The following is a 23,650-nucleotide window of genomic DNA, read 5'->3' as shown; positions in this document are numbered from 1 at the left end:
ATTGTGGCCGGAGCCCTGATATGACCAATCGTCGTGATTTTCTTAAGAATGCGACCGCCGTGATGGCGGGAAGCACCGTATTTGCAGGAAGCAGCCATTTTGCCTCGGCGGCGGCTGTCGAACCTGCCGCCGTTCAACCGCCCCGGCGCATCATTGCTCTTGAAGAGCATTTCATGCTGCCTGAGTTCGTTGGCTACCTGCATGAAACTCAGCAGAACTTGCGCAATGGGCTGGTGGATAAAGTGGTCACCCCGTTGTCTGATTTTGGCAAGGGCAGGCTGGAAATTATGGATAAAAATGGCGTGGATTTTGCCGTGCTGTCCTTATCCGGTCCTGGCGTGCAGGCCGAGCCTGACAGAGTGAAGGCGGTGCGACTGGCCCGTTATGCCAATGACAAACTGGCCACCGAGATGCAAAAGAATCCCCGTCGTTACGGCGGTTTTGCCCACCTGGCGATGCAGGATCCGCTTGCGGCGGCGAATGAACTGGAGCGCTGCGTAAAACAGCTTCATATGCAGGGTGGCATGATCAACGGCGAGACGGACGGATTGTATCTGGATGACCGCCGCTATGACGTGTTCTGGGAGCGCGTAGAAGCGCTGAACGTGCCGATTTACATTCACCCTGGCAACCCACCAGACTACCCGCATATGTTTGCAGGTCACCCTGAGATGTGGGGGCCGGTCTGGAGCTGGGCAGTAGAAACCTGTTCCCATGCGCTGAGGCTGATTTTCAGCGGGACGTTTGACCGTTACCCTGGCGCGCGGGTGATATTGGGCCATATGGGCGAGACGCTACCCATCCAGTTGTGGCGTCTGGATAGCCGCTATCAAATTGCCAATCAGACGTTTGCCATCAAGCATCCGCCTTCCTGGTATGCCAAAAAGAACATCACCATCACCACCTCGGGTGTCTGTAATGATGCCGCGCTCAGGTGTGCGCTGGATTCAATGGGCAGTGAAAATGTGATGTTCTCGATCGACTACCCGTTTGAAAGCACCGAAATTGCGGTGAACTGGCTTAAAACCGCCAATATCACTGAGCAGGAGCGTAATGCGGTTGCCTGGGGAAATGCCACATCGATTCTTCGCCTCGGCGCATAAGCCTCGCATTCCTCACGCGGCAGGGAAGGCAGGTAGCATCAGTTGACCGCCTGAACGCCTGACCGGTTTACAAAGATTCGCCGACCGGGCATTCTCTGAGTTAATCGCCATTTATCTGGCTATCGTTACCTTGGCTAGCTAAAATGCTAGCCTTATTTTTATTCCGGACACTTCCCCCCTATATTGATGAAGCTCATATTCCCCCTAATCCGCTGGGCCCGCACCTTTTGGCCGCAGGCGACCGTGCCTTCCCTGAAAGAACGTCTGGCTGCCGCCATCGGTGCCGCCATTGCGCTCACCGCCACCTTTCAGTTGTCCCACCTGATGCTTGGCGAAGCCAACCCGTGGTTTATTGCGCCGATGGGCGCATCTGCGGTTCTGTTGTTTGGCGTGCCTGCCAGTCCTTTAGCGCAACCCTGGTCAATCATTGGCGGCAATCTGCTGGCCTCGGTGATCGGTGTTGCCTGTGCGCAATGGATAGGGCATAGCGGCCTGGCGGGCGGGATCTCCGTGGGCCTGACCATCGCCCTGATGTTCTCTTTGCGCTGCCTGCATCCGCCGAGTGGTGCCGTGGCGCTGACCGCCGTTTTCGGCGGACCGGCGATTAGCCATCTTGGCTGGGCGTTTGCCATCGTGCCGGTGCTGGTGAATTCGCTGTTACTGACCGCCGTGGCGCTGGTGTTCAACAATGCGCTGCGTCGACGCTATCCTCACGCCGCACCGGTCAACGCCGCCGATAAAACACCGGTCAGGCCGGCGCAGCGGATTGGCGTCAGCCGGGAAGATTTGCATGCGGTGCTGGCGGCGCGGGGCGAGTATGTTGATATCGATGAGGGTGACCTGCAGGCGATTTTGTCTCAGGCTGAGCAGCGCGCGCATCGCCGGCATTTTGGTGGGCTGCGCTGCGCCGATTTTATGACCCGAGAGCTGTGGACCATTGAACCGGATGCCTCCTGTCACGAGGCGGGCAGCCTGCTGCGACAGCATCGCATCGATGTTCTGCCGGTGGTATCGAAAGCGGGTGAGCTGTTGGGGATCGTCACCTCGCGGGATTTACTGGCGGACGCGGAGAGACGGCCTGACGATCTGGCCACGCATCCCATCTCACAGGTGATGTGCACCGCCTTCCCGCGCTGTGCGCCGGATGATGCCGTTGAGCAGCTGGTGTTGCCGTTCACGCTGCAGAGCATGCAGTGTTCGCTGGTGATTGACCCGGCCGGCAAGCTGGTCGGGCTGGTGACCGCCTCCGATGTGCTGGCGGCGTTGTACCAGGAGCAGCTTGAGAAGGGCCGTGCGGCCTGAGCACCGCTAAAGTGACGACGCCAGCGAGACGATCAGCGCTCTGAGCCACGTCTGTGCGGAAGATCCGGCGTTACGGCGATGCCACATCAGGTCGAATGGCACAACCGGCAAGGTCACTGGCGGCGTGAACATCCGTAATTGCCCGGTGGCCGACGCGTGCTGCGCAACGCGCTTCATTACCGTGGTCACCATATCCGTGGCGGCGACCAGCGCGGGTGCCGCAAACATCTGTGGCAGCGTCAGCGCCCGGATGCGCTGTAATCCCTGCTGCGCCAACACCTGATCCACCAGGCCATAGCCATCACCTTCCGGCGAAACCAGCACATGCTTCAGCTGCAGAAACGTCGCCATATCCATCTCGCGGCTGGCCAGCGGATGGTCGTGCCGCAGCAGCGTGACAAACTCGTCCTGCAACAGCGGCTGCGAAAGAATACGGTTATTCTGCTGGCCGGTCGGCACGCCAATCGCCGCATCAATTTTCCCCGCATCCAGCAGATCGATTGCCCGATCGCGGTGATCGAAATTCAGCACCGTCAGCCGGATCCCCGGTGCCTGATGCTCCAGCGCCTGACTCAGTAAAGGCAGCAGCACATAGGCCGGATATTCAGACATGCCGAGCCGGAAAGTCTGATTCACCGTGCTGGGATCGAAAGCCGGTCTGGCGATCAGCGTCACTTCCAGCTGTTGCAGGGCATTGCCAATCGGTTCCGCCAGTTCTCTGGCCCGGGCGGTCGGTTGTAAACCGTCGGCACTGCGTTGGAACAGCGGATCGCCAAACAGCGTGCGCAGGCGGGCGAGGGCCGCGCTCATCGCCGGCTGGCTGACGCCTACACGGCTGGCCGCGCGGGTGACATTGCGTTCTTCACTCAGCGCATTAAACGCCACCAGCAGATTCAGATCGATGCCATGAAAATCCATAAATCGTATAGTCATCTATATCGGTTATTTGTTGGATTGATAATAGCGGGCGCTTTATCCTCAGGCAATCATCTACACCACAGGAGTCAACCATGAGCCATGCCGAAACAGAACTGGGATTAACAGAACGTCGCGCTGTTGAAACGATCTACCGCGCGTTTAACGATAAGGATCCGGATTTACTGGATCGCGTTGTCAGCGACGACTGGCAGGACATCCCGCTGGCACCGGGCCAGGGGCCAGGCGCCGCAGGCTTGAAGCCGATTATTCTCGGCTTTATCGCGGCGATGCCGGATGTGCATATTCATGTCCATGAGGTGATGCAGACGCCTGGCCGCGTTGGCGTGCGCGCAGAAATCACCGGCACCCATCTTGGCAATTTTATGGGCATTCCGCCGACGGGCAAGCCGGTGAGTTTCCCAATCTTTGAGTTTCATCATCTGTCCGCCGGACGCATCACCCACACCTGGCACCTTGAAGACTGGTTTGGCTTATTCCGCCAACTGGGGCAGTTTCCTCAGCTGGGATAATCACGCGACCGAACTATTTGCCGAAAAATAATAAAGCCAATATGGGGAGATTCATTCACCCCATATGGCTGACAAATGTAAAGGTGCTTAAGCCAATAATCACAACAATAACAATGGCCAGCACCACATAAGAAAAAATACGTTTACCGCTGTAAATTCCGTTCATCAGACGCCTTTATTTGAAGTTAAACTAAACGAACATTAAACCGATTGTTAAAATAATCTCGCTGAATAGTATCTCAATAACATCTCCGGCAAATATTGCGACGGATCAAGTCGCCTTCATCACTATTCCATTAAGATAATTCAAATCGTAAATTTTGAATTCTACTCTTTGATGGGGTTATATTTTGACTAAACTCGCCACGGAAAATAAAAACTTTCCCCCCACGCCTGCGGCAGATATTCCTTATTATCAGCTTTCTGCAGAACAGGGCTTACAACGTCAACATTCGTCGCGTAACGGCCTGAGTCAGGCGGAAGTTAACGCCCGTCAGCATCAGTATGGCCCGAACGCCTTACCGCAAACGAAAGGCAAGCCGGCATGGCTGCGCTTCCTCGCTCACTTCAATGATGTGCTGATCTATATCCTGCTGGCAGCCGCATTACTGACTGCGGTGATGGGGCACTGGGTCGACACGCTTGTCATCCTGGGTGTGGCGGTAATTAACGCGCTGATTGGCCATATCCAGGAAAACAACGCCGAGAAATCCCTCAAAAGCATCAGCAATATGCTCGCCAGCGAAGCCGTGGTGGTGCGTGATGGCCAGCACAGCACGCAGCCCACGCGCGATCTGGTGCCTGGCGATATCGTCATCCTGCGCGCGGGTGACCGCATTCCGGCTGACCTGCGGGTGATTGAGGCGCACAATCTGCGGGTGGAAGAAGCGATCCTCACCGGCGAATCGGTCTCGGTATCGAAAACCGCTGAGCCGCTGAGCGGTGAACTGGCATTAGGCGATCGCACCAATCTGCTGTTCTCCGGCACCACGCTCAGTGCCGGTAGCGGCAGCGGCGTGGTGATTGCCACCGGTGGCGACACCGAGTTGGGCCATATTAACCAGATGATTTCCGGCATTGAAAAACACCGTACGCCGTTGCTGGTTCAGATTGATAAACTCGGCAAAGCGATATTCGTCATTATTCTGTTGATGATGGTGGCGTTATTTATTTTCAGCCTGTTATGGCGGGATATTCCCCTCGACGAATTACTGCTGTCTTTAATTAGCCTGGCGGTTGCTGCCGTACCTGAAGGCTTACCGGCAATCATTTCGATTATTCTGTCACTGGGTATTCAAACCATGGCGCGGAAACACGCCATTATTCGCAAATTACCGATTGTCGAAACGCTTGGCGCAATGACCGTGGTCTGTTCGGATAAAACCGGCACGCTGACGATGAATGAAATGACCGTCAAAGCGGTGATCACCGCCGATGCCTGTTATCAGGTTGAAGGCGACAGCTATGAGCCGGTGGGCAATATTTCCCTTGAAGGGGAATCAACGCCGCTGAATATCGCGCCCGGTTCGGTGCTTGAAGACTATCTGCGCACCATCGACCTCTGTAATGACAGCCAACTGATGAAGGATGAACAGGGACACTGGACCGTCACCGGCGGCCCAACGGAAGGGGCACTTAAGGTGCTGGCGGCCAAATCCGGCTTACCGGCGATTCAGGTCGAGCTGAAAGGGAAGATCCCCTTTGACTCCCAGTACAAATACATGGCGACCCATCATCAGGTCGGCGATCGCAATAAGATCCTGGTGACCGGCGCGCCGGATGTGCTGTTCGCACTGGCCCGCCAGCAGCAAAGCGCTCACGGCCTGTGCGCCTTTGACCAGGCTTACTGGGAAGAGAAAATCACCCACTATGCCAGACAGGGACTGCGGATGGTGGCAGCGGCGTGGATGCCGGCACCTGACGACCTGACCCAGCTCGATCATGATGTGCTGCACGGAGGATTAATTTTCCTCGGCATCGCCGGCATGATGGATCCCCCGCGGCCGGAAGCTATCTATGCCATCCGTACCTGTCAGCAGGCGGGCGTACGCGTCAAAATGATCACCGGCGATCATCCGCAAACGGCGATGAATATTGCGCAAATGCTGGGCATGGCCAACAGTGACCGTGCGCTGACCGGCCACGATCTGGAGGCGATGAATGATGAGGAACTGCGCGAAGCGGCGGTCAGTTACGATATCTTCGCCCGCACCAGCCCGGAGCATAAGTTGCGGCTGGTCAAAGCCCTGCAGGATAAAGGCGAAATCGTGGGCATGACCGGCGATGGCGTCAACGATGCTCCGGCGTTGAAGCAGGCGGATGTCGGCATCGCCATGGGCATCAAAGGCACCGAAGTGACCAAAGAAGCTGCTGATATGGTGCTGACCGATGACAACTTTGCCACCATTGCCGGCGCCGTGCAGGAAGGGCGCCGGGTGTATGACAACCTGAAGAAAACCATCCTGTTTATTATGCCGACCAACCTGGCGCAAGGTTTGCTGATCATCATTGCGCTGCTGGCGGGCAATATCGTGCCGTTAACCCCGGTGCTGATCCTGTGGATGAATATGGCGACTTCCGCCACGCTCTCGTTCGCCCTGGCGTTTGAAGCCGCCGAGCGCAACGTGATGCTACGTCCGCCGCGCAACCCGACGCAGCATGTGATGGACGGCTTTGCCATCTGGCGCGTGGCCTTTGTCGGCACGCTGATTGCGCTCAGCGCCTTTGCGCTGGAAGCCTGGTTACAGCCACGCGGACACAGTCCGGAGTTTATCCGCACCGTGCTGCTGCAGACGCTGGTGACCGCACAGTGGTTCTATATGCTGAACTGCCGCGTCAGCAACGGTTTCTCGCTCGGTCGCAGCGTGTTGGCCAACAAAGGTCTGTGGCTGGTCAGCGGCGTGTTATTGCTGCTGCAACTGATGATTATCTATGTGCCCTTTATGCAACTGTTGTTCGGCACTGAGGCGATTCCGCTGCGTTACTGGGGCATTACCCTGGCGATTGGCGCAGTGCTGTTCCTGATCGTCGAACTGGAAAAAAAACTTATGCGCCGCTAATTGCACTCAGCCATTCTGCGGGTTAGCGTGCTGGGTAATGTGTTTATCCCAGCCCGTTTAATAAAAAGGCTGGCCATTATGGCCAGCCGATGCATTAGGGGGATATTTACTCATGATTAAAAAAGAACCTTGCTACCCGAAGACCTATACATAACGTCAGCTTTTGCTCTTTTCGTCCTGTTTTAACGTTATTTCCGGAACCGTTCCGAAACTTACCGTCTTTCCTTTCAACGATGCCACGATAGCTTCCGTCACATCTGCCTCAGGACTCACCGCAACAGCCGAACTCAGTGGCATGATCGCCGAGACACCGTGCTCTTTCATCCAGCTATCCGATGCCTGCTTCACCATGCCCGTCACACGCTGATGTGCCGCCTGTTTTTCGGCCTGCCATTGCACCGCCAGTAGCTGACGATCCGCTAATGATGCCTTCTGACGCTTCTCTTCATCCATACCTGCATAACTCTCGCTTGCCTTTGCTTCGCCAGCCATCAGGCTTTCCCGCACGGCTTGCAGATGCGACGCTTGCTGAGCGGCAAAACCGGTTTCCTGCAGCACTTTATCCATATTTACAAAACGCATGGTCACTTTCTCATTCCCCTTATCATTGCAGCCGCTGAGCAGCAGGCCACCTGTTAGCGCTGTGAGTAACAGCAATAGACTTCCGCTTTTCATGGTATTTCTCTGGAACCTCTTCAATATTTTTTTCTGATTATCATCTGCCGTTAATCGACCTTGATCGGGAAACGGCAGATGACAGCTTTCAAAGCCTTTTACATCAGAAACTACGCGATACGTTCAGCACAAAACCATTGTCCGATGCGCCATTTTCCTTCCACTGATAGGCATTCATGTCAAATCCTACGTTTCCGCTGCGGTAGTTAGCCCCCACGGACGCACGGGAATTGAGCCCACCGCGTTCTTTGTCCGTATCCACGCGGAAGCTCTGCCCCTTCATGCCCTGCAGGGATGCTGTGCGGCCGCTCTGGCTGTAGCCCACATTCGGACCCGCTTCCAGCGTGGCATTCGCTCCCCAGCCGTTCTGCCCTGCATAGTTCAGACGCAGGCCGGTGACAACGTCTACCGTGGTTTCACTGTAACGGTCCACCTTCAGGTTAAAATCACCTGCACCGCTCTCCTGGTAGCCGTCCGTCGCGTTATGACGCATTGCCATGCCGGCAAACGGTGTCACGGTCAGGCCGTCGGCCACGGTCAGCTGTTTTTTCCCTTCGCTGCGGTATTCAAGTGACTGATACAAGCCGGACGACGCGGCTGACGCATTCACGCCCTCAAAGCTCAGGCTGCGGCGACTGTCCAGCTGGTGGCGATCGTAGCGCAGGTTGTTGTCCCAGATGTAACCCCCGCCAACCGGCAGGCTGTAGCCCAGACCGTAGAACTGGCTGTACCCGCCGGTCAGGCCATTATCGCCGGCACGGGTACTGTCGTTGCCACCTTTACCACTCAGGCGGGCAATACCGTATGCCGCTGACAGTTCGCCGGTTCCAATATCAAAGGTCTGACGCAGGGCAAGCATGTCGTAAGTCACCTTGTTATCCATCTCTGCGCGCTTATCCCCTTTTGCGACCAGGTTGAATGACAGGCCGCCTGCCGTTGTGACCGGTGCATTCTCCGCCAGCATGGTGAAGCGCTGACTCAGAACGCGGGTTTCACGATCAACACCTTTTGCCTGCGCCCCGGAAATCTGCTTGAGGGCTTTATTCAGAGAGGCGGTTGAGCCGACATTCAGGCTGCTGAACAGGGCGTTATTGGTATAGGACTTGTCGAGTGCAGTAGCGACACTGCTCACGCTGGTGTCAGTTACCACATCGGCATACTCATTTTTAGTCATGGTCACGTCGACGTTACCTTCCGCGTTTTTAGACGCCGAGGCGTTCCACACCACGGTGGAGGAGGTGATATTCTCTTCACCGCTGATACTCCGGGCCTGGAAAACGTCGCTGAAGGTCACGGCCGTGTCGGCCGATCCGGCAGTGAATGCGGAGTTAATCATCACCTTATTACCAATAACGATATCTTTTGCTGCAAAAGTACCGGCGGTGCCATCCGCGTTGGTGCCGATAATATAATTCGTCAGCAGGCCGGATGTTGGTGCGGCCGGAGGCGACCATACATCGTCCCCCTTAACTTCTCTCTGCGCGGTGGCGTCATTTTTGAAAACGCCACAGTCCGTGTTGCAGAGTAAGTTGATTGTCCCGTTATTAACGATGTTCGGCTTCCGTGCCGTATTGGCAAGTTCAAAGGCGTAGGAGTTATCTGCCCAGATATTAATGACGCCGTCAGCGTTATTATAAAATTTACCTGGCGAAGCTATCTGAATGGCAATCAGCCCTTTACCGTTAGTGCCGGCATTTTTCCCTTCCTCAGTGCCCAGGTTGATCACGCCGGAGTTATATACGCCTATATCATACGCTGAATTCATGCCTTTAATCGCCACGGCATTGTTGCCGTTTAACGTTATTTCGCCCTGGTTATACAATTTATAAAAGCGCCCCAGCTCAATTAATGCGCCATCATTAACATTCTCGCCGCGAATAACGCCGGTTTTATCATTGAAAATATAGTCTTTGTTGGTGGGATTATCGGCGGAGCCAGTGACAACAGCACTACTGCCGTTCACCGTGACAATATTGCCGGCGTTGTAAAGAGTGCTGCCGGCGCCACCAAGATTGATCAGTTCTCCGGCCGTTGACGGGTTATTTTTAATCATCGCACCGTCAAAATTGTAAATATACCCGCTTGCTTTTCCTGCCAGAGCGACACCGTCCGTAATGGTTCCCTGGTTACGCAGGCTGTCAGTGATCAAGGTACCGCCATTTTGGTATCCGAGAGTACCGGCATTGGTGAATTCACCTATTACCTTAAACGCCGAGGCGAGCGTGGTGTCCCCGTAATTGGTGACATCCAGGGAAACAAAGCCGCTTTCCTTTTCGGTGCTCAGGTTCAGCGTTTCCCCGGTATTGCCGATATGTCCCGAGGTAAGGTAGGTTTTATCCCATGTATCATCAAATGGCGTTTGCGAGCCAAAGTTGGGTGCATCGGCGTTAATGCTTTCGCCGTTAAAGTTAACGGTCCCGTTATTAAATAAATAGCTGCTATCATCGCGATAGAAGGCCAGGCCCTTATCCGTATTGATATTGATAATTCCCTCAGCGTCATTAACGATAACACCGCCATTAATCGCCACCATGCCGTACAGGGTATCAGCCCCGTCATGGTCGGCATTCAGGGTAATGGTGCCACGGTTGAATGCGGTTGCGTTATCCACAAACATACCGCTGCCGGCGTTACTGACGACAAGATCGCCGTTATTCTGCAGGACAGAATTATTTTCACCGTACATGGCCGCACCACGGTATTTTGATGTGGCATCGAAGGTCAGTGTTTTTTCGTCAGTGAAGGTGCCTTTTTCTGCCCCGGCATGCAGCTGCATGGCATCAGAAATGATGGTGCCATTATTGATGCCCGTGGCCCCACTACGGGCATGGATGCCAAACGCTGAGGTCCCCGCAACGGAGAGGGTGCCATCGTTAAGGGCCTTACCGTTAGAGTCGTATGCCAGCAGGGCCACTGTGCTGCCAACTGAAGCGCCGAAGGGGGTAAGCCAGGCTCCTGCATTCCAGTTTTTCTGGAAGTTTGAAGACCTGAGTGTAATTATGCCGTCGTCGCCATTATAAGCCATCCCATTGGCGCCTGCGAAAAAGACCAGGCTAGACTCTTTTTGAGTCAGTGTTAAGTTTACGTCGCCATTATTAATGAGGTTCGAACCAGTACCTGCTGTGGTAGCTATGTAATCGTAAGTATCTCCGGATAATTTACCCTCATTAATAAGGTTATTGTTATTTCCCACATTGATGAATTGAATTCTATCGTTAAATAACTCTGATGATTTAAGAGGTGAGGTGTTATCCATGTTAAAAGACAGTTCAAAGTCTTCATTTAATATGATTTGGTTATTGTCCCCATTTATTTCTGCCATACTAAAAATGATATAACTTGAAGACGCAGCAGTAAAAGAAGACTGTCCGCTAAAACTGATAATGTTATTACTTCCCTGAATGTCGACGCCAACGACATGTTTGGCGTACACCGCATTTTCATCGGCATTTACCAATACTGAAGAGACATGGATCCCGCCGGTAATATTGATGGTGTTGCTGTCTCCTCCGACATTAACGCCATAAATCGTTGGATGGGACGATGAGCTTGACTGCCTGTCACTTTGTTGCAATACCGTTAACTGGCCATCGATGGTCAGTACGTTGTTGCTGCCGGTGACATCCACACCGATAATATTATCTTTCTTCTCATTTCCGGATATAAACGGCCCAACGGTAATATCCTGCACCGTGAGGTCACCGGAGATATTTATGCTGCTGTTTGAAGAGGTCAGGTGTAATCCGGTTGCGCCTTCCTTTTTATCCGCACCGTCAACGAGAATATTGCCATTCAGGTTGGCCAACGCGCTGTCGCCAGTAATATTGACGCCGGTTCCGAAAGATCTGACATAAATATCGCCGGTGTTGGAAAATGTGGCATTATCTCCGGCAATATTTACCCCCACCGACGTCTCATCCTGAACAGATAGAGAGCCGGTATTTGTTACTGCCGCATTATTGCCGGTGACCTGCAAACCTGTGGCTCCGCCAGTGACCGTCATAGCACCATTTTGAGTGACCTGGGCATTACTGCCTGTAACGTCAACGGCAATGCTTTTTTCTCCACTGGTCTGGGAGTCCCCGTTGATATTGACGGTATTGTTATCACCATCTACCACAGTACCGCTGCCACCGGCCTCCACGCTTGTGGAGTTGTTAATATCAATGGTGTTATTTTCACCAGCGATATGGCTTCCCGTACTGTCCTCGCCTGAAACAACGGAACCACCGTTAATAACAATTAATTGGCCATCTCCGGCTATAACATTACCGGTTTCTCCGGAGCCAACCTGTGTAGGTCGATCGATAATCACTTCTTCAGGTGTGACCGGCGCATCAGGCGTTACCGGCGCATCAGGCGTTACCGGGGCATCAGGCGTTACCGGCGCATCAGGCGTTACCGGCGCATCAGGCGTTACCGGTACATCAGGCGTCACCGGGACATCAGATGTCGACGAAGAACTGCCACCCGAGTTCATAGCCACTAAACCCGTTAAGGCAACCGCACCCACACCAGCCACCCCATACAGCATTTCATTGGATGCAGCATTTGTCGGATTGCTATTACATGATTCTGGCAAACGTTCTAATTCTGCCTTCGGCAGTTTTTTCATCTCTTCCGATGAAGGGCAGGTATCGATAACCCGCGTTTTTTGATTAACAAGATCCTCTTCTGCGGCAGAAGCTGTTTGCCCGCCCAGAGACATCAGTATGGTCAGGGCAATTAAACTTTTTTTATGGTGAGGGGAATTGTTCTGTGCGTTCATTTTGAGTTCCTAATTCTGTAAATATTGAAATTTCCGCATGTCGTTAATGGATAATCGGCATCGGCTTTACTCACAGATTTATCTGAGGGATAGAGTTCAGACTTCAGTAGCTCGAACGTTAATGAGTGAGTTGCCTGCATATTGACATTATCTCAGGGAATTTTTTCTCTGGATTCATATATCGCAATTAACCAAATAAATAGATTTATGTTCCGGTTATAATATTATAACTATGTTTTTGTGCTGATTTTTTAAGATGAGTGGGTTTTGGATTGAAGGCCGGGAGCGACGGAGGTTGGGTTCGGTGGGGGTTTTTGTTCGTTGATTCTTAGGATTCCGATACTTTTATTACGTATGGGGCATCGCTGTTAAAGGAGAGATTTAAGGGGGTAGGAGCAAGGAGGTGAGTTTTTAGTCAGGATCTGAAAGGGCAATCGGTGAGTTCCACTCAGATTCACCGCGCCCACGAAAATCAGTAAAAGTTCATCAAAATTAAATAACGTGAGTCCGTTATAAAAATCATATTTGCGTGCTTCATTATCCGCAGATGCTCAAGAATGATGACGGTTAAGGGCATAATCCGAGCGAAGATAACGACAGGTGGCAAAAAGGCACAAACTGTAGCCGAGCAGCTCAGAGCACTCTTCCGCCATATTCTTGACCGTATGGCTATATCCTCCAGGCATGAGCGTCCGCCAAAGGTCCTGCATACCGAACAGCCGGGAGAATACCAGTACAGTGAGCAGGCCCGCGCTCATCATTCCCCATGAGGGATGACGGAGGAAACTCACCAGACCGGCGAGCGTACGTTCTGGATATCTTAAGGCAAAAGTTAGACAAATTCCCGTAACGGCGAGGGCGAACCAGACCCAACACCCATGTTTTATTTCATCAAATAAAAAGTCCATTTCCCTGATTAACATGCAGGAAAAAAATCCCCCAATCAGCATCAGTGACGGGCGCGCAGAGGAGTGCCGCATTGCGCGAAAAAAATACATGAGTGCAATCACCAGCAGCATCAGCTCCTGAGTTATCTCTGTTAAAGATGACTCATGAACAGCATCATGCATCCAGTGAACATCAATAAATACCAGACCCATCATCAGACAAAGAAACAGTGCACTGGTGAAAAATAAAACCAATTTGTTGCGTATAAAGATTAAATCAGAATGCATTTTTTATAACCATTGCCCTACAAGCGGTAGACATTAAGTACGAAAAAAAGCCGGCTACAACGGAGTGAGTCACCGGCAAGATGCTGCAGGATAGCGTTTTTTTTATAGAAAAATGGTCCTTATGTGCCCTACGTTATTGCTGGCAGGTACTGGCCAGTTGGGCACGGTACCGCGCAGCATGCCACGAGGGCATGCTGTGAATGAATCCTGGATTAAGAGGTATAGGGTTCTGACAGCGCCTGTCCTTCAACGCCGGCATAAGTAATGATCACCTCGGCCGGTTCGTCAGTGGTATAACCGCGATGTACATCATCAATAGATTCGTTAAACGCTTCACCCGCGGTAAATTTTCGCTTTAAATGGAAGTGATGGCTGATATTCGTCCGCGACAAGCGACCTCACGTTCAGTGACCCTCAGCGGATAACCGGCAGATCCCGGAAGCGGGTGGTGTAGCTGGGCGACAGCATCTCACGCTTCATCGACCAGTCGCGCTGGATCCCCTGACCGGCGAACCAGACGCGGCTGCCGCTCTGTTTATTCAGCGTATCCAGCACGGCCATTAACGCCTCGCTGTTGGCTTTGGGCTGAAAATCATCAAACAGATTCAGTTGTGCCACGCCCTGATTGAAGAAGTCGCCGAGCATGATGCCGCCTTTCATATAGCGATGGCCCGGCCGCCAGATTTTGTCCAGACACTGAATGGCGGCGTTAATAATATCGCGGCTATCCTGGGTCGGCGTCAGCAGCTTAACGCTGGCGGCATTGGTGTAATAAGGATGTTTGGGATCGTGCGGGCTGGTACGGATAAAGGTGCCGATTTCGCGGCAGTACTGGCGCTCGTGGCGCAGTTTTTCCGCGCCCCGGACAGCATAGCTACAGATGGCTTCATGCATCTCCTGATACTCGGTAATGCGGTGGCCGAACGAGCGTGAGCAGAGGATATGCTGCTTGGTCGGCACCTCTTCCAGCTCCAGGCAGGCTTCCCCGCGTAACTCCCGCACCGTGCGCTCCAGCACTACGCCAAAATGCTTGCGGATCAACGCCACCGGCGTATCGGCCAGCTGCAGCGCGGTTTCAATCCCCAATCCTTCCAGCTTTTTCGACAGGCGTCGGCCTACGCCCCAGACTTCTTCTACCGGCAGCAGTCCCATCAGCTTACGCTGGCGGGCAGGCGAGGAGAGATCGAGAACGTGCCCGGTTTGGGTCCATTTTTTGGCGGCAAAATTCGCCAGCTTGGCGAGGGTTTTGGTCTGCGCAATCCCCACGCCGACTCTCAGGTGAGTATCCTGCCAGATTTTATCGCGCACCTGGCGGCCAAAGGTATCCAGCGGCAGACAGTTGCTGATGCCGCTGACATCGAGAAACGCCTCATCAATCGAGTAAATTTCAATTGCCGGCGCCAGCTCTTCCAGCGTGCTCATCACCCGCTGCGACATGTCGGCATACAGCGCATAGTTTGACGAGAACACCGCCACGTTATGCCGCTGAATTTCGTCGCGCATCTTAAAGTAGGGCGCACCCATCTTGATCTGCAGCCGCTTGGCCTCGGCGTTACGCGCAATCACGCAGCCATCGTTATTGGAAAGAACTATCACCGGGCGGCCTGCGAGGTCAGGGCGGAACACCGTCTCACAGGAGGCATAAAAGCTGTTGACGTCTACCAGGGCAAACATAGCGATTTGCCTGATGGGTGAGGGATGAGCGACATAAAGTGGGCCTCCAAATGTACTGGGTATACGTACAGTATATTTGAATGTCTGGAACGATCAAGAAGGTTTCCAGAAGACTGGCTTAGTCCCGGCCTGCAGGAATTAAAATCGTCTCGCTCAGCGTTAGCGCCTCATCAATCGGGTATCACGGGAAGAACCTTTTAATGCCACTTTTAGCCGGTAATTAAAAAAAAAGCCAAATGAAAGTTTTTATCTTTCATTGTATATTTCATTATGAAAGGTTTTTTAATCGTTTTGTGATCTATTCGTGTTTTATTGGATGGTTTTCGATCTACCTTGTAATTGCACTGAATAAGAAATGAATCTGTTCTCTACATGAAGGGGTTTGAAATGATTGAAAACATCACACACGGGGCTGAGTGGTTTATCGGCCTCTTTCAAAAGGGAGGGGAGGTTTTTGTCGGAATGGTTACCGGCATTCTTCCTCTTCTTATCAGTCTTCTTGTGGTCATGAATGCGCTGATTGTCTTTGTTGGCCAGCGCCGTATTGAAGCGCTCGCACAACGCTGTGCGGGTAATCCGGTCTCGCGTTACTTGTTTCTACCCGTGGTTGGCACGTTTGTTTTCTGCAATCCCATGACACTGAGTCTCGGCAAATTTATGCCGGAGAAATATAAACCCAGCTATTACGCCGCGGCTTCTTACAGCTGCCATTCGATGAATGGTCTCTTTCCTCACATCAATCCGGGCGAACTGTTCGTCTATCTGGGAATAGCCAATGGGTTAACCACGCTGGGTCTGCCGCTGGGGCCGCTCGCGGTGAGCTACCTGCTTGTGGGAATGATCATGAATTTCTTTCGTGGCTGGATTACCGATCTCACAACCACCATTTTTGAAAAAAAGATGCGTATTCAACTTGAACGTCAGGTTCGCTTATAAGCGCGGAGCATACGATGGCTGACTCAATTGTTATCAAAAAAGGTGAAAGTGGCTGGGGCGGCCCACTCACTCTGACTGTTAGTCCCGGTAAAAAAATCGTTTATATCACTGCAGGCACCCGACCGGCCATTGTCACCAGACTTGAGGCACTCACCGGATGGGAATCGGTAGATGGTTTTAAAGAGGGTGAACCGCCAGCTGAAGAAATCGGTATTGCCGTTATCGACTGTGGCGGAACGCTGCGATGCGGACTGTACCCCAAGCGTCGCATACCAACGGTTAACATCCATGCCACTGGCAAGTCCGGGCCTCTGGCTCAGTACATCACCGAAGACATTTACGTATCGGGTGTACGTCCGGACGATATTCAACCGGTTCAACATGAGGGAGAAGCCGAGCCCGTTTCATCTGAACCGCAACCTGCTGCAGGCTCAGAAAGCAACGGCGGCCCGCGGCAATATGATTCCAGTAAAAAGATTACTGAGCAGAGCGACGGACTGCTGGCAAAAGTAGGTATGGGGATGGGTTCCGTGGTCGCCGTTTTCTTTCAGGCCGGCCGTGAAACCATTGATACCGTCCTCAAGACCATCCTGCCCTTTATGGCATTTGTCTCCGCGCTGATCGGGATCATTATGGCATCCGGCCTGGGTGACTTCATCGCACATGGTCTGACGCCACTGGCTAACAGTCCCGTAGGGCTGGTGACTCTGGCACTGATTTGTTCGTTTCCTCTGCTTTCACCCTTTCTCGGTCCGGGCGCGGTAATTGCTCAGGTTATCGGCGTCCTGGTTGGCGTACAGATAGGTCAGGGCACCATTCCACCTCATCTGGCGTTGCCGGCACTGTTTGCCATCAATTCTCAGGCGGCATGCGACTTCATACCGGTCGGCCTGTCACTGGCCGATGCGCGTCAGGACACCGTCCGGGTGGGCGTGCCTTCCGTGCTGGTTGGGCGCTTTTTGACGGGGGCACCCGCGGTTCTTCTTGCCTGGGCTGTATCCGGCTTTATCTATCAGTAAATGCAGGAGTTCTTATGAAAACCGTCTATGAATCCACCTTTATTGCTGTCGGACTTTGCGCCAATGAAGCACTGGAGGACAACTTCATCATCACGTTTGGTGAAGGCGCTCCACAGGACGTTGCTGAGTACTGTTTTATTCATCGGACAGACGTCAATAACGGTGGGGCTTTTGCAGCCGGCTCCTTACTGACTATTGGTGAACGCGAATACCCGGTTACAGCCGTCGGCAACGTTGCCCGCGAGAATCTACGCGATCTGGGCCACGTCACCATTCGGTTTGATGGGGCAGTAAATCCCGACTTTCCCGGCACCGTTCATGTCGCTGGCAGCGCGCCAACGTCAATAGAGCCGGGCCAGAAATTCCGCATGTTGAGTTAATAATCAGGAGAATACTATGAATCAGGTTGCTGTAGTCATCGGTGGTGGCCAGACGCTGGGTGCTTACCTGTGCGAGGGACTGGCAGAGGCCGGTTATAAAGTGGCGGTTGCCGACCTAAATGAGAACAATGCGAAGACGGTCGCGGCAGGGATTAATGAACGATACGGCGAGGGATCTGCGCTGGCATTACAGGTGGATGCTACCAATGAAGAAAGTGTTATCGCACTGGCAGGCCAGGTAGATAACCGCTTTGGCCGTGCCGACCTGCTGCTTTACAGTGCGGGAATTGCTAAAGCGGCCCCTATTACTGAGTTTGGGCTCAGCGATTTTGACCTCTCACTGCAGGTCAATCTGGTGGGATATTTTCTTTGTGCCCGTGAATTTTCAAAACTCATGATCCGTGATGGCATCAGAGGACGGATCATTCAGATCAACTCTAAATCCGGTAAGGTCGGCAGTAAACATAACTCAGGATACAGCGCGGCAAAATTTGGCGGCGTGGGACTGACGCAATCACTTGCTCTCGATTTAGCAGAATACGGCATCACCGTGCACTCACTGATGCTGGGCAATCTGCTCAAGTCACCGATGTTTCAGTCGCTGCTGCCACAGTATGCTGAAAAACTGGGCATCAGTGCTGATCGGGTTGAACAGCATTACATCGATAAAGTGCCGTTGAAAAGGGGATGTGACTATGAAGACGTCCTTAACGTGCTGCTGTTTTACGCAAGCGACAAGGCAGCTTACTGCACCGGGCAGTCCATCAATGTGACCGGTGGGCAGGTCATGTTCTGACAGACATACCGGCAGTGAAGGCTGCCGGTATAAGGAGAAAGCTATGGAACCTGTCAACGCTCTCATCGTAAGCGCAGCCCTGGCCTGGACCGGGCAAATAGCACTGGGCTGGCTGCAGATCAACCGCTTCAATCGCGCACTTACGGCCCTCTCAGGCTACGGGGTTGTAAAAATTGGCCGCTCAACAGGCCGCTTTAAACCCCGGGTGGTGCTGGCCCTTGCCATTAGCGAGCAGGGGTTATAACAAACAATTTTGTTATGAAAGGGTTTACGGTTTTCTCACGCCCTTACGCAGAAGCAACGCTTAATGGCATCCGACTGGATGAAATACGTTCCGAAGTCATATTTCCTGCAAATAAGATGCTGCAGGAGGCACTGACGTTAGCCATTTCAAATAGAAGATGATAGCTTTCATTATGAAAGAATATTCCTTTACATCGCGAGTTTCAAAGTCGGGGATGGTCAGGGAATTCGGCAAATGAAAGGACATACTTATGAAACCGATACAGCGTCAGGCGTTAATTCTGGATTATTTACAGCAGAACGGCCGCACTACTGTAGATGCGCTTATTGCTCACTTTAATACTACCGGAACAACCATCAGGAAGGATCTCACGCGGCTCCAGCAGGAGGGGGCTGTAATCCGAACCTATGGCGGGGTGATGCTAAACCGCGATGAGGGGGACCAGCCGATTGACAGGAAAACGCTCATTAATACGGAAAAGAAAAAGCGGATTGCAGGACGCGCCGCAGCGTTCATCAGTGAAGGCGACTCGCTGATATTTGACGCCGGCAGCACCGTTCTCCAAATGGTGCCGCACCTTGCGCGCTTCAACAACATTACGATCATGACTAACAGCCTGAGTATCGTTAATGAACTGGTTGAGTTGAACAACGATCAGGTGATCCTCATGCCGGGCGGCACTTTCCGTAAGACATCGGCCTCTTTTCACGGCAGCCTGGCTGAGTCTGCTTTCAGTAAATTCAGTTTTGATACCCTGTTTATTGGTGCAGATGGTGTTGATCTGACTGCTGGCGTGACCACATTTAATGAGGTGTTTGCTGTCAGCCAGGCCATGTGCCAGGCAGCAAAAAAAATCGTGCTACTCGTGGACTCTTCCAAGTTTGGCCGCCGCAGCCCGAATGTGGTGTGCAGCCTTGACGTTGTAGATGTGTTAATCACTGATAATGATATAGGTGACGACATTCTGGCGCAGTTCAGGGAAAAAGGCATTGAGGTCATCATCGCCGGAGAGGAATAATTTATGAAAGATCTGATACTCACAGCAGCCAGGGAGACGATTGAAACCGAACTCCACGAAGCAGCACGCCTGACTGAACGGCTGGACGATGAATTTTATCAGGCCTGCAGACGAATACATCTCTGCGAGGGGAAAGTGATCGTCAGCGGAATCGGGAAGTCAGGCCATATCGGACGTAAAATCGCTGCCACGCTGGCCAGCACCGGTACGCCGGCTTTTTATGTTCATCCTGCCGAAGCCCTGCATGGCGATCTCGGTATGATTGCTGCCGGGGATGTCGTTATTCTGATTTCGTATTCCGGCTACGCCGCAGAGTTTCGCCTTATGGTGCCGTTACTTAAGGATCTCCCGGTCAGCATCATCGCGTTTACCGGCAATCCCTCTTCGCCGCTGGGTGAAGGAGCCGATCATTGCATCAATATTCACGTCAGCAAAGAAGCCTGTCCTCTCGGACTTGCGCCAACATCTTCGGCAGTTAATACGCTGATCATGGGCGACGCCATGGCAATAGCACTGATGCGGGCACGTAACTTCAGTGAACATGATTACGCCCGGACGCATCCTGCCGGAAGCCTTGGCACACGGCTGTTGTGCCGGGTGGAAAATATTATGCGCACTGAGGAGAGAATTCCGCGGGTAAATCAGTCTGCAACCGTGCATGACGCACTGTTTGAGCTGACGCGTACCGGGCTGGGTCTTGTTGCCGTAACGGCCGATGACCGGAAGCTGGCGGGAATTTTTACTGATGGAGATTTGCGCAGGTGGTTGCTGAAGGACGGTTCACTCCGCGCGCAAATTAAGGATGCAATGACCTCACCCGGCCTGAGTTTATCTGCAGGTCAGCACGCTGTTGAGGCGCTGGCTTTATTTCAGCAACATAAAATATCTGCAGCACCCGTGACGTCTGATGCGGGACGGGTTATCGGTGCCATTAACGCGCATGATATTCGCGAAGCTGGGATCTGATCTTCTTGCAGATTTTTACAAAAAATGAAAAAAGCCGTGTGTGCGAAATCGAAAACCGAAGCTAGCGGTGCATTATTTTCATTAATGATTAAAGTCCGCGCGCCGGCCAGAGTCGCATCCAATACATAATTCACCGTCCGGCTTCATGTGCCGTCAATGTGATTACTTATCCAGTCAGTCAGCCTTTCAATATGTGCCGCCGCCTCACGTCCCTGAGCGGTGAGCGCATATTCAGTATGAGGCGGTAAAACGGGATAAACCTTTCTGTGGACCAGTGACGTGCTTTCAAGTTCCTTCAGCGTTTTTATCAACATTCTTTCGTTAATTCCGCCCATTTTACGTTTCAGCTCTCCAAAACGATGAGTACCATCCAGCAGGGTTATCAGCGTCAGGGTTCCCCACCGGCTTGTCAGGTGACTGAGTAGCCTTCTGGAAGGGCAGGTCGCATCAAATGTTTCACCGTTACGTAAGCGGGTCGCCAGCACATTTTTTTTTACTTCAGCAGGTTCAGAGAATACAGACATTTTTGTAGGTATTTATCCTGGGCGTTAAAGAGGGCTAAAGTCATAGTTTACTCTATCCGATACGGGGAAAACCTTCACGATGAAAGCTGTACTCCTTGGCAATGAAGCGGGCATAGAAAATATTGTCTTTACCGACGTTACCGATCCGGGCCAGCCCGGCAAAGGTGAAATACGCGTCCGCATTCACAATGTCTCGATTAACTTTCACGATTACAACGTCGCTGCGGGTATCCTGCCCGCGCAGCAAGGTCGTATCCTGATGTCTGACGGCGCTGGTACTGTCGAAAGCATCGGAGAAGACGTCACAGATTTTCAGCCCGGGGATGCGGTGGTATCCACATTTTTTCCCGACTGGGACAAAGGAGAGTGCCCACTCGCCGGTTTCAGCCGAACGCCCGGAGACGGCATTGATGGATATGCCACGGAATACGTTGTACGACCCGCCCGTTTCTTCACGCATTCCCCCTCAGGATGGACGCATGCAGAGGCGTCAACGCTCCCTACCGCAGCACTGACGGCCTGGCGGGCGTTGATTACCGAAGGCGAACTGCGTCCGGGAGAAGATGTTCTTATCCTGGGCACCGGGGGCGTATCCGTTTTTGCCCTGCAGCTGGCAAAAATGACCGGAGCCCGGGTCTGGGGCACCTCTTCCTCTGAAGAGAAAATGGCCTGGCTGCGTCATCAGGGTGTTGCTGGTGTCGTTAATTATCGTGAAGAGCCGCAGTGGGGTAAAAAAATCTTCGAGCTCACCGGTGGACGGGGGGTTGATCATGTAATTGAAATTGGCGGCCCCGGTACGCTGGCACAGTCAATTGCCGCAGCGCGCATAGGCGGCAGGATTACACTTATTGGCGTGTTTACCGGCATTGCGGGAGAAGTCCCGACGGCGGCAATAATGGGCAAGCAGCTAACCGTACGGGGCATCACCGTTGGAAGTCGTGAGCATCAGAAAGAGATGATTCGCGCCTTTGAAGCCTCTGATGTACGTCCCGTAATTGATAAAGTTTTGCCGCTCGGGGAACTGCAGGACGCATTTCGGCATCAGCTTGCCGGTAAGCACACGGGTAAAATTGTCATAGAAATTTAACAAATCAGGCCAGCGGAAGCTGGCTTTTTTTTGCACAAAAATTCCTGGTGGGAATTGCTCTGCCATTTGTCCCGGCACTGACGAAAGAGAACGCATCGGATGAAGACAAAGCTGATGCCAGTCTTATAGACGGCATTCTGAACATAGCGCTTTGCCTGTTGGGTGAGGGATAAGCGTAAATGCGATGGTGCTTCTGCCAGTGATAAAGGTAATAAAATAGGGATAGGCGAATCATCGGATCACAGGATCGGCGTAACGGATGCTACGCTAAACACCCGTGTTCAGGACAAGAGGAATGAGATGATCTGGCTGATTGTGAAGTATGCGATAACCGCTGGGATGATAGTGCTTATCTCCGAGGCGGCAAAACGAAGCGACCGGTTGGGTGGTCTGCTGGCGGCATTGCCACTGGTGACCGTTTTGGTGCTGATATGGATGAAGCTTGAGGGGCAAACCCAAGAGAAAATAGCGAATCATGCATGGTACACATTTTGGTATGTCGTACCGACACTGCCCATGTTTCTTTGCTTTCCCTTCATTTTTCAGCGGTGGGGATTCTGGGTCGCGCTGCTGGCCTCCTGCCTTATGACCGTGCTGCTTTTTTGGGGATATGCGCTGTTACTTCGCCGTTTTGGTATTGAGCTGATGTGAACCCCGTGTGGGGTGTTCCTGTTATTTATGTGTGATTTTACCTGCTATCGCCTCTGGCAGGCTGCTGCGCTGACGGAACCATGCTGCAAAGAAGCCGGTGATAATGCATAACTCGGCGATATCTCCGCCATAATACATCCACAGTGCGGCCGCTTGAATTTCCTCAGGAGATGCTGAGGTCCCAAGAGGGTAGCCGTATCCGTACATTAATTTTCCAAGAACACCATGAGCCGCTGTGGCCAGGAAAATGACTATCAGCCTTACGGACCTCGGCGGGCGATGGGGAGCAGGATCGGGCCCTGCGACAGACCAGGTAAAAAGATACCCGGAGAGAACAAAATGCAGATGGATAAAAACAAACAGGAAAGGGCTGGTCATCGTCAGCCCAAAAAGCGGGGTGAGATAAAGAAGATACATACCGCCAATATCCAGGAAAGCAGCGGTTATCGGGTGGATTAAAAAACGTATCGGGCGCGTGCGGAGAATATTCATAATGACGCGTGTCATTTTCGCGGGAACACAGCGCATCAAAAGCGATCCGGGCGCACCAAAAACCAGGCCCAGAGGACCAAACATTCCCAGAAAAAGATGCTGTATCATGTGACCGCGCAAATCGTGATGAGCCCAGTCAGCCACAGGCGGCGATACGGAGACCACGATTAACACTATGCCGGCCGTGAAGCTGGCTGTACGCCACGAGCTCCAGCGGGCGGTGCCACGTATTCTGACGGCGGCCAGAAGATAAAGGCAGAGCAGTACGGCAGGCATAATGACCAGAAGAACGAACAACATCGGGGAGTGGGGCACATCTGCGTGATGCATTGC

The 23,650-nt window shown here is 52.7% G+C and carries 20 protein-coding genes and 1 pseudogene; 13 read left to right on the top strand and 8 right to left on the bottom strand.

The window, feature by feature from the left end:
* Positions 1 to 20: 20 nt before the first annotated feature.
* Together EBC_RS14755 and EBC_RS14750 are read left to right on the top strand one after the other, a co-directional pair.
* Positions 21 to 1,103: an amidohydrolase family protein gene (locus EBC_RS14755; protein ID WP_013202621.1), complete on the top strand. Its 1,083-nt coding sequence runs from the start codon at positions 21 to 23 to the stop codon at positions 1,101 to 1,103.
* A 243-nt stretch (positions 1,104 to 1,346) separates the two neighbouring features.
* Positions 1,347 to 2,405, top strand: a complete 1,059-nt coding sequence (locus EBC_RS14750; protein ID WP_231853662.1) for an HPP family protein — start codon at positions 1,347 to 1,349, stop codon at positions 2,403 to 2,405.
* Between the two features lie 6 nt (positions 2,406 to 2,411).
* On the opposite strand, the gene EBC_RS14745 is transcribed toward EBC_RS14750, so the two are convergent.
* Positions 2,412 to 3,338 (bottom strand): LysR family transcriptional regulator, encoded by a 927-nt coding sequence (locus tag EBC_RS14745; protein ID WP_231853661.1) that lies wholly within the window; start codon positions 3,336 to 3,338, stop codon positions 2,412 to 2,414.
* Between the two features lie 77 nt (positions 3,339 to 3,415).
* Between EBC_RS14745 and EBC_RS14740 the strand changes: the two genes are divergently transcribed.
* Both EBC_RS14740 and EBC_RS14735 read left to right on the top strand, forming a co-directional pair.
* Complete coding sequence (locus EBC_RS14740; RefSeq protein WP_013202618.1) at positions 3,416 to 3,853, top strand: ester cyclase; 438 nt, start codon at positions 3,416 to 3,418, stop codon at positions 3,851 to 3,853.
* A 350-nt stretch (positions 3,854 to 4,203) separates the two neighbouring features.
* Positions 4,204 to 6,912 carry a cation-transporting P-type ATPase gene (locus EBC_RS14735; RefSeq protein ID WP_013202617.1) on the top strand — a complete coding sequence of 903 codons (2,709 nt, stop codon included), beginning with the start codon at positions 4,204 to 4,206 and terminating at the stop codon, positions 6,910 to 6,912.
* A gap of 156 nt (positions 6,913 to 7,068) precedes the next feature.
* On the opposite strand, the gene EBC_RS14730 is transcribed toward EBC_RS14735, so the two are convergent.
* From EBC_RS14730 to umuC, 5 genes are all read right to left on the bottom strand, one after another.
* Positions 7,069 to 7,587 carry an OmpH family outer membrane protein gene (locus EBC_RS14730; protein WP_013202616.1) on the bottom strand — a complete coding sequence of 173 codons (519 nt, stop codon included), beginning with the start codon at positions 7,585 to 7,587 and terminating at the stop codon, positions 7,069 to 7,071.
* A gap of 103 nt (positions 7,588 to 7,690) precedes the next feature.
* Positions 7,691 to 12,355, bottom strand: a complete 4,665-nt coding sequence (locus EBC_RS14725) for an autotransporter domain-containing protein (RefSeq protein WP_013202615.1) — start codon at positions 12,353 to 12,355, stop codon at positions 7,691 to 7,693.
* A gap of 551 nt (positions 12,356 to 12,906) precedes the next feature.
* Positions 12,907 to 13,530 (bottom strand): hypothetical protein, encoded by a 624-nt coding sequence (locus EBC_RS14720; RefSeq protein ID WP_013202614.1) that lies wholly within the window; start codon positions 13,528 to 13,530, stop codon positions 12,907 to 12,909.
* A gap of 212 nt (positions 13,531 to 13,742) precedes the next feature.
* Positions 13,743 to 13,922: a cupin domain-containing protein gene (locus tag EBC_RS14715; RefSeq protein WP_013202613.1), complete on the bottom strand. Its 180-nt coding sequence runs from the start codon at positions 13,920 to 13,922 to the stop codon at positions 13,743 to 13,745.
* A 22-nt stretch (positions 13,923 to 13,944) separates the two neighbouring features.
* The gene (gene umuC, locus EBC_RS14710; RefSeq protein WP_013202612.1) at positions 13,945 to 15,204 is read right to left on the bottom strand and encodes a translesion error-prone DNA polymerase V subunit UmuC; all 1,260 of its coding nucleotides are present in this window, start codon (positions 15,202 to 15,204) and stop codon (positions 13,945 to 13,947) included.
* 387 nt (positions 15,205 to 15,591) lie between these two features.
* On the opposite strand from umuC, the gene srlA reads away from it, so the two are divergent.
* From srlA to EBC_RS14675, 7 genes and pseudogenes are all read left to right on the top strand, one after another.
* Entirely contained in the window at positions 15,592 to 16,140 is a 549-nt protein-coding gene (gene srlA, locus EBC_RS14705; RefSeq protein ID WP_013202611.1) for a PTS glucitol/sorbitol transporter subunit IIC, read from the top strand.
* A gap of 14 nt (positions 16,141 to 16,154) precedes the next feature.
* Complete coding sequence (srlE, locus tag EBC_RS14700; RefSeq protein WP_013202610.1) at positions 16,155 to 17,159, top strand: PTS glucitol/sorbitol transporter subunit IIB; 1,005 nt, start codon at positions 16,155 to 16,157, stop codon at positions 17,157 to 17,159.
* 14 nt (positions 17,160 to 17,173) lie between these two features.
* Positions 17,174 to 17,539, top strand: a complete 366-nt coding sequence (locus EBC_RS14695) for a PTS glucitol/sorbitol transporter subunit IIA (protein ID WP_013202609.1) — start codon at positions 17,174 to 17,176, stop codon at positions 17,537 to 17,539.
* Between the two features lie 16 nt (positions 17,540 to 17,555).
* Positions 17,556 to 18,335, top strand: coding sequence for a sorbitol-6-phosphate dehydrogenase (gene srlD / locus EBC_RS14690; RefSeq protein ID WP_013202608.1), 780 nt, complete (start codon positions 17,556 to 17,558; stop codon positions 18,333 to 18,335).
* Between the two features lie 43 nt (positions 18,336 to 18,378).
* A pseudogene (gene gutM / locus EBC_RS14685) lies at positions 18,379 to 18,740 on the top strand (transcriptional regulator GutM).
* A gap of 89 nt (positions 18,741 to 18,829) precedes the next feature.
* The gene (gene srlR, locus EBC_RS14680) at positions 18,830 to 19,597 is read left to right on the top strand and encodes a glucitol operon DNA-binding transcriptional repressor SrlR (RefSeq protein WP_013202607.1); all 768 of its coding nucleotides are present in this window, start codon (positions 18,830 to 18,832) and stop codon (positions 19,595 to 19,597) included.
* Positions 19,598 to 19,600: 3 nt separating this feature from the next.
* Entirely contained in the window at positions 19,601 to 20,563 is a 963-nt protein-coding gene (locus tag EBC_RS14675) for a KpsF/GutQ family sugar-phosphate isomerase (RefSeq protein WP_013202606.1), read from the top strand.
* A gap of 143 nt (positions 20,564 to 20,706) precedes the next feature.
* Here the strand turns inward: EBC_RS14675 and EBC_RS14670 are convergent, their stop codons facing one another.
* Positions 20,707 to 21,087: a winged helix-turn-helix transcriptional regulator gene (locus EBC_RS14670; protein ID WP_013202605.1), complete on the bottom strand. Its 381-nt coding sequence runs from the start codon at positions 21,085 to 21,087 to the stop codon at positions 20,707 to 20,709.
* A 79-nt stretch (positions 21,088 to 21,166) separates the two neighbouring features.
* On the opposite strand from EBC_RS14670, the gene EBC_RS14665 reads away from it, so the two are divergent.
* Positions 21,167 to 22,174 (top strand): zinc-dependent alcohol dehydrogenase family protein, encoded by a 1,008-nt coding sequence (locus tag EBC_RS14665; RefSeq protein ID WP_013202604.1) that lies wholly within the window; start codon positions 21,167 to 21,169, stop codon positions 22,172 to 22,174.
* A 300-nt stretch (positions 22,175 to 22,474) separates the two neighbouring features.
* On the top strand, positions 22,475 to 22,825 hold the full coding sequence (locus EBC_RS14660; RefSeq protein WP_013202602.1) for a DUF3147 family protein: 351 nt from the start codon (positions 22,475 to 22,477) through the stop codon (positions 22,823 to 22,825).
* Positions 22,826 to 22,846: 21 nt separating this feature from the next.
* On the opposite strand, the gene EBC_RS14655 is transcribed toward EBC_RS14660, so the two are convergent.
* Entirely contained in the window at positions 22,847 to 23,647 is an 801-nt protein-coding gene (locus tag EBC_RS14655; RefSeq protein ID WP_013202601.1) for a cytochrome c oxidase assembly protein, read from the bottom strand.
* Positions 23,648 to 23,650: the final 3 nt, after the last annotated feature.

This window comes from Erwinia billingiae Eb661 (genome assembly GCF_000196615.1).
In the GTDB taxonomy this organism is placed as follows: Bacteria; Pseudomonadota; Gammaproteobacteria; order Enterobacterales; family Enterobacteriaceae; genus Erwinia; species Erwinia billingiae.
Note: the sequence above shows the minus strand (reverse complement) of the source record. Positions and strands in the feature narration are given on the sequence as shown.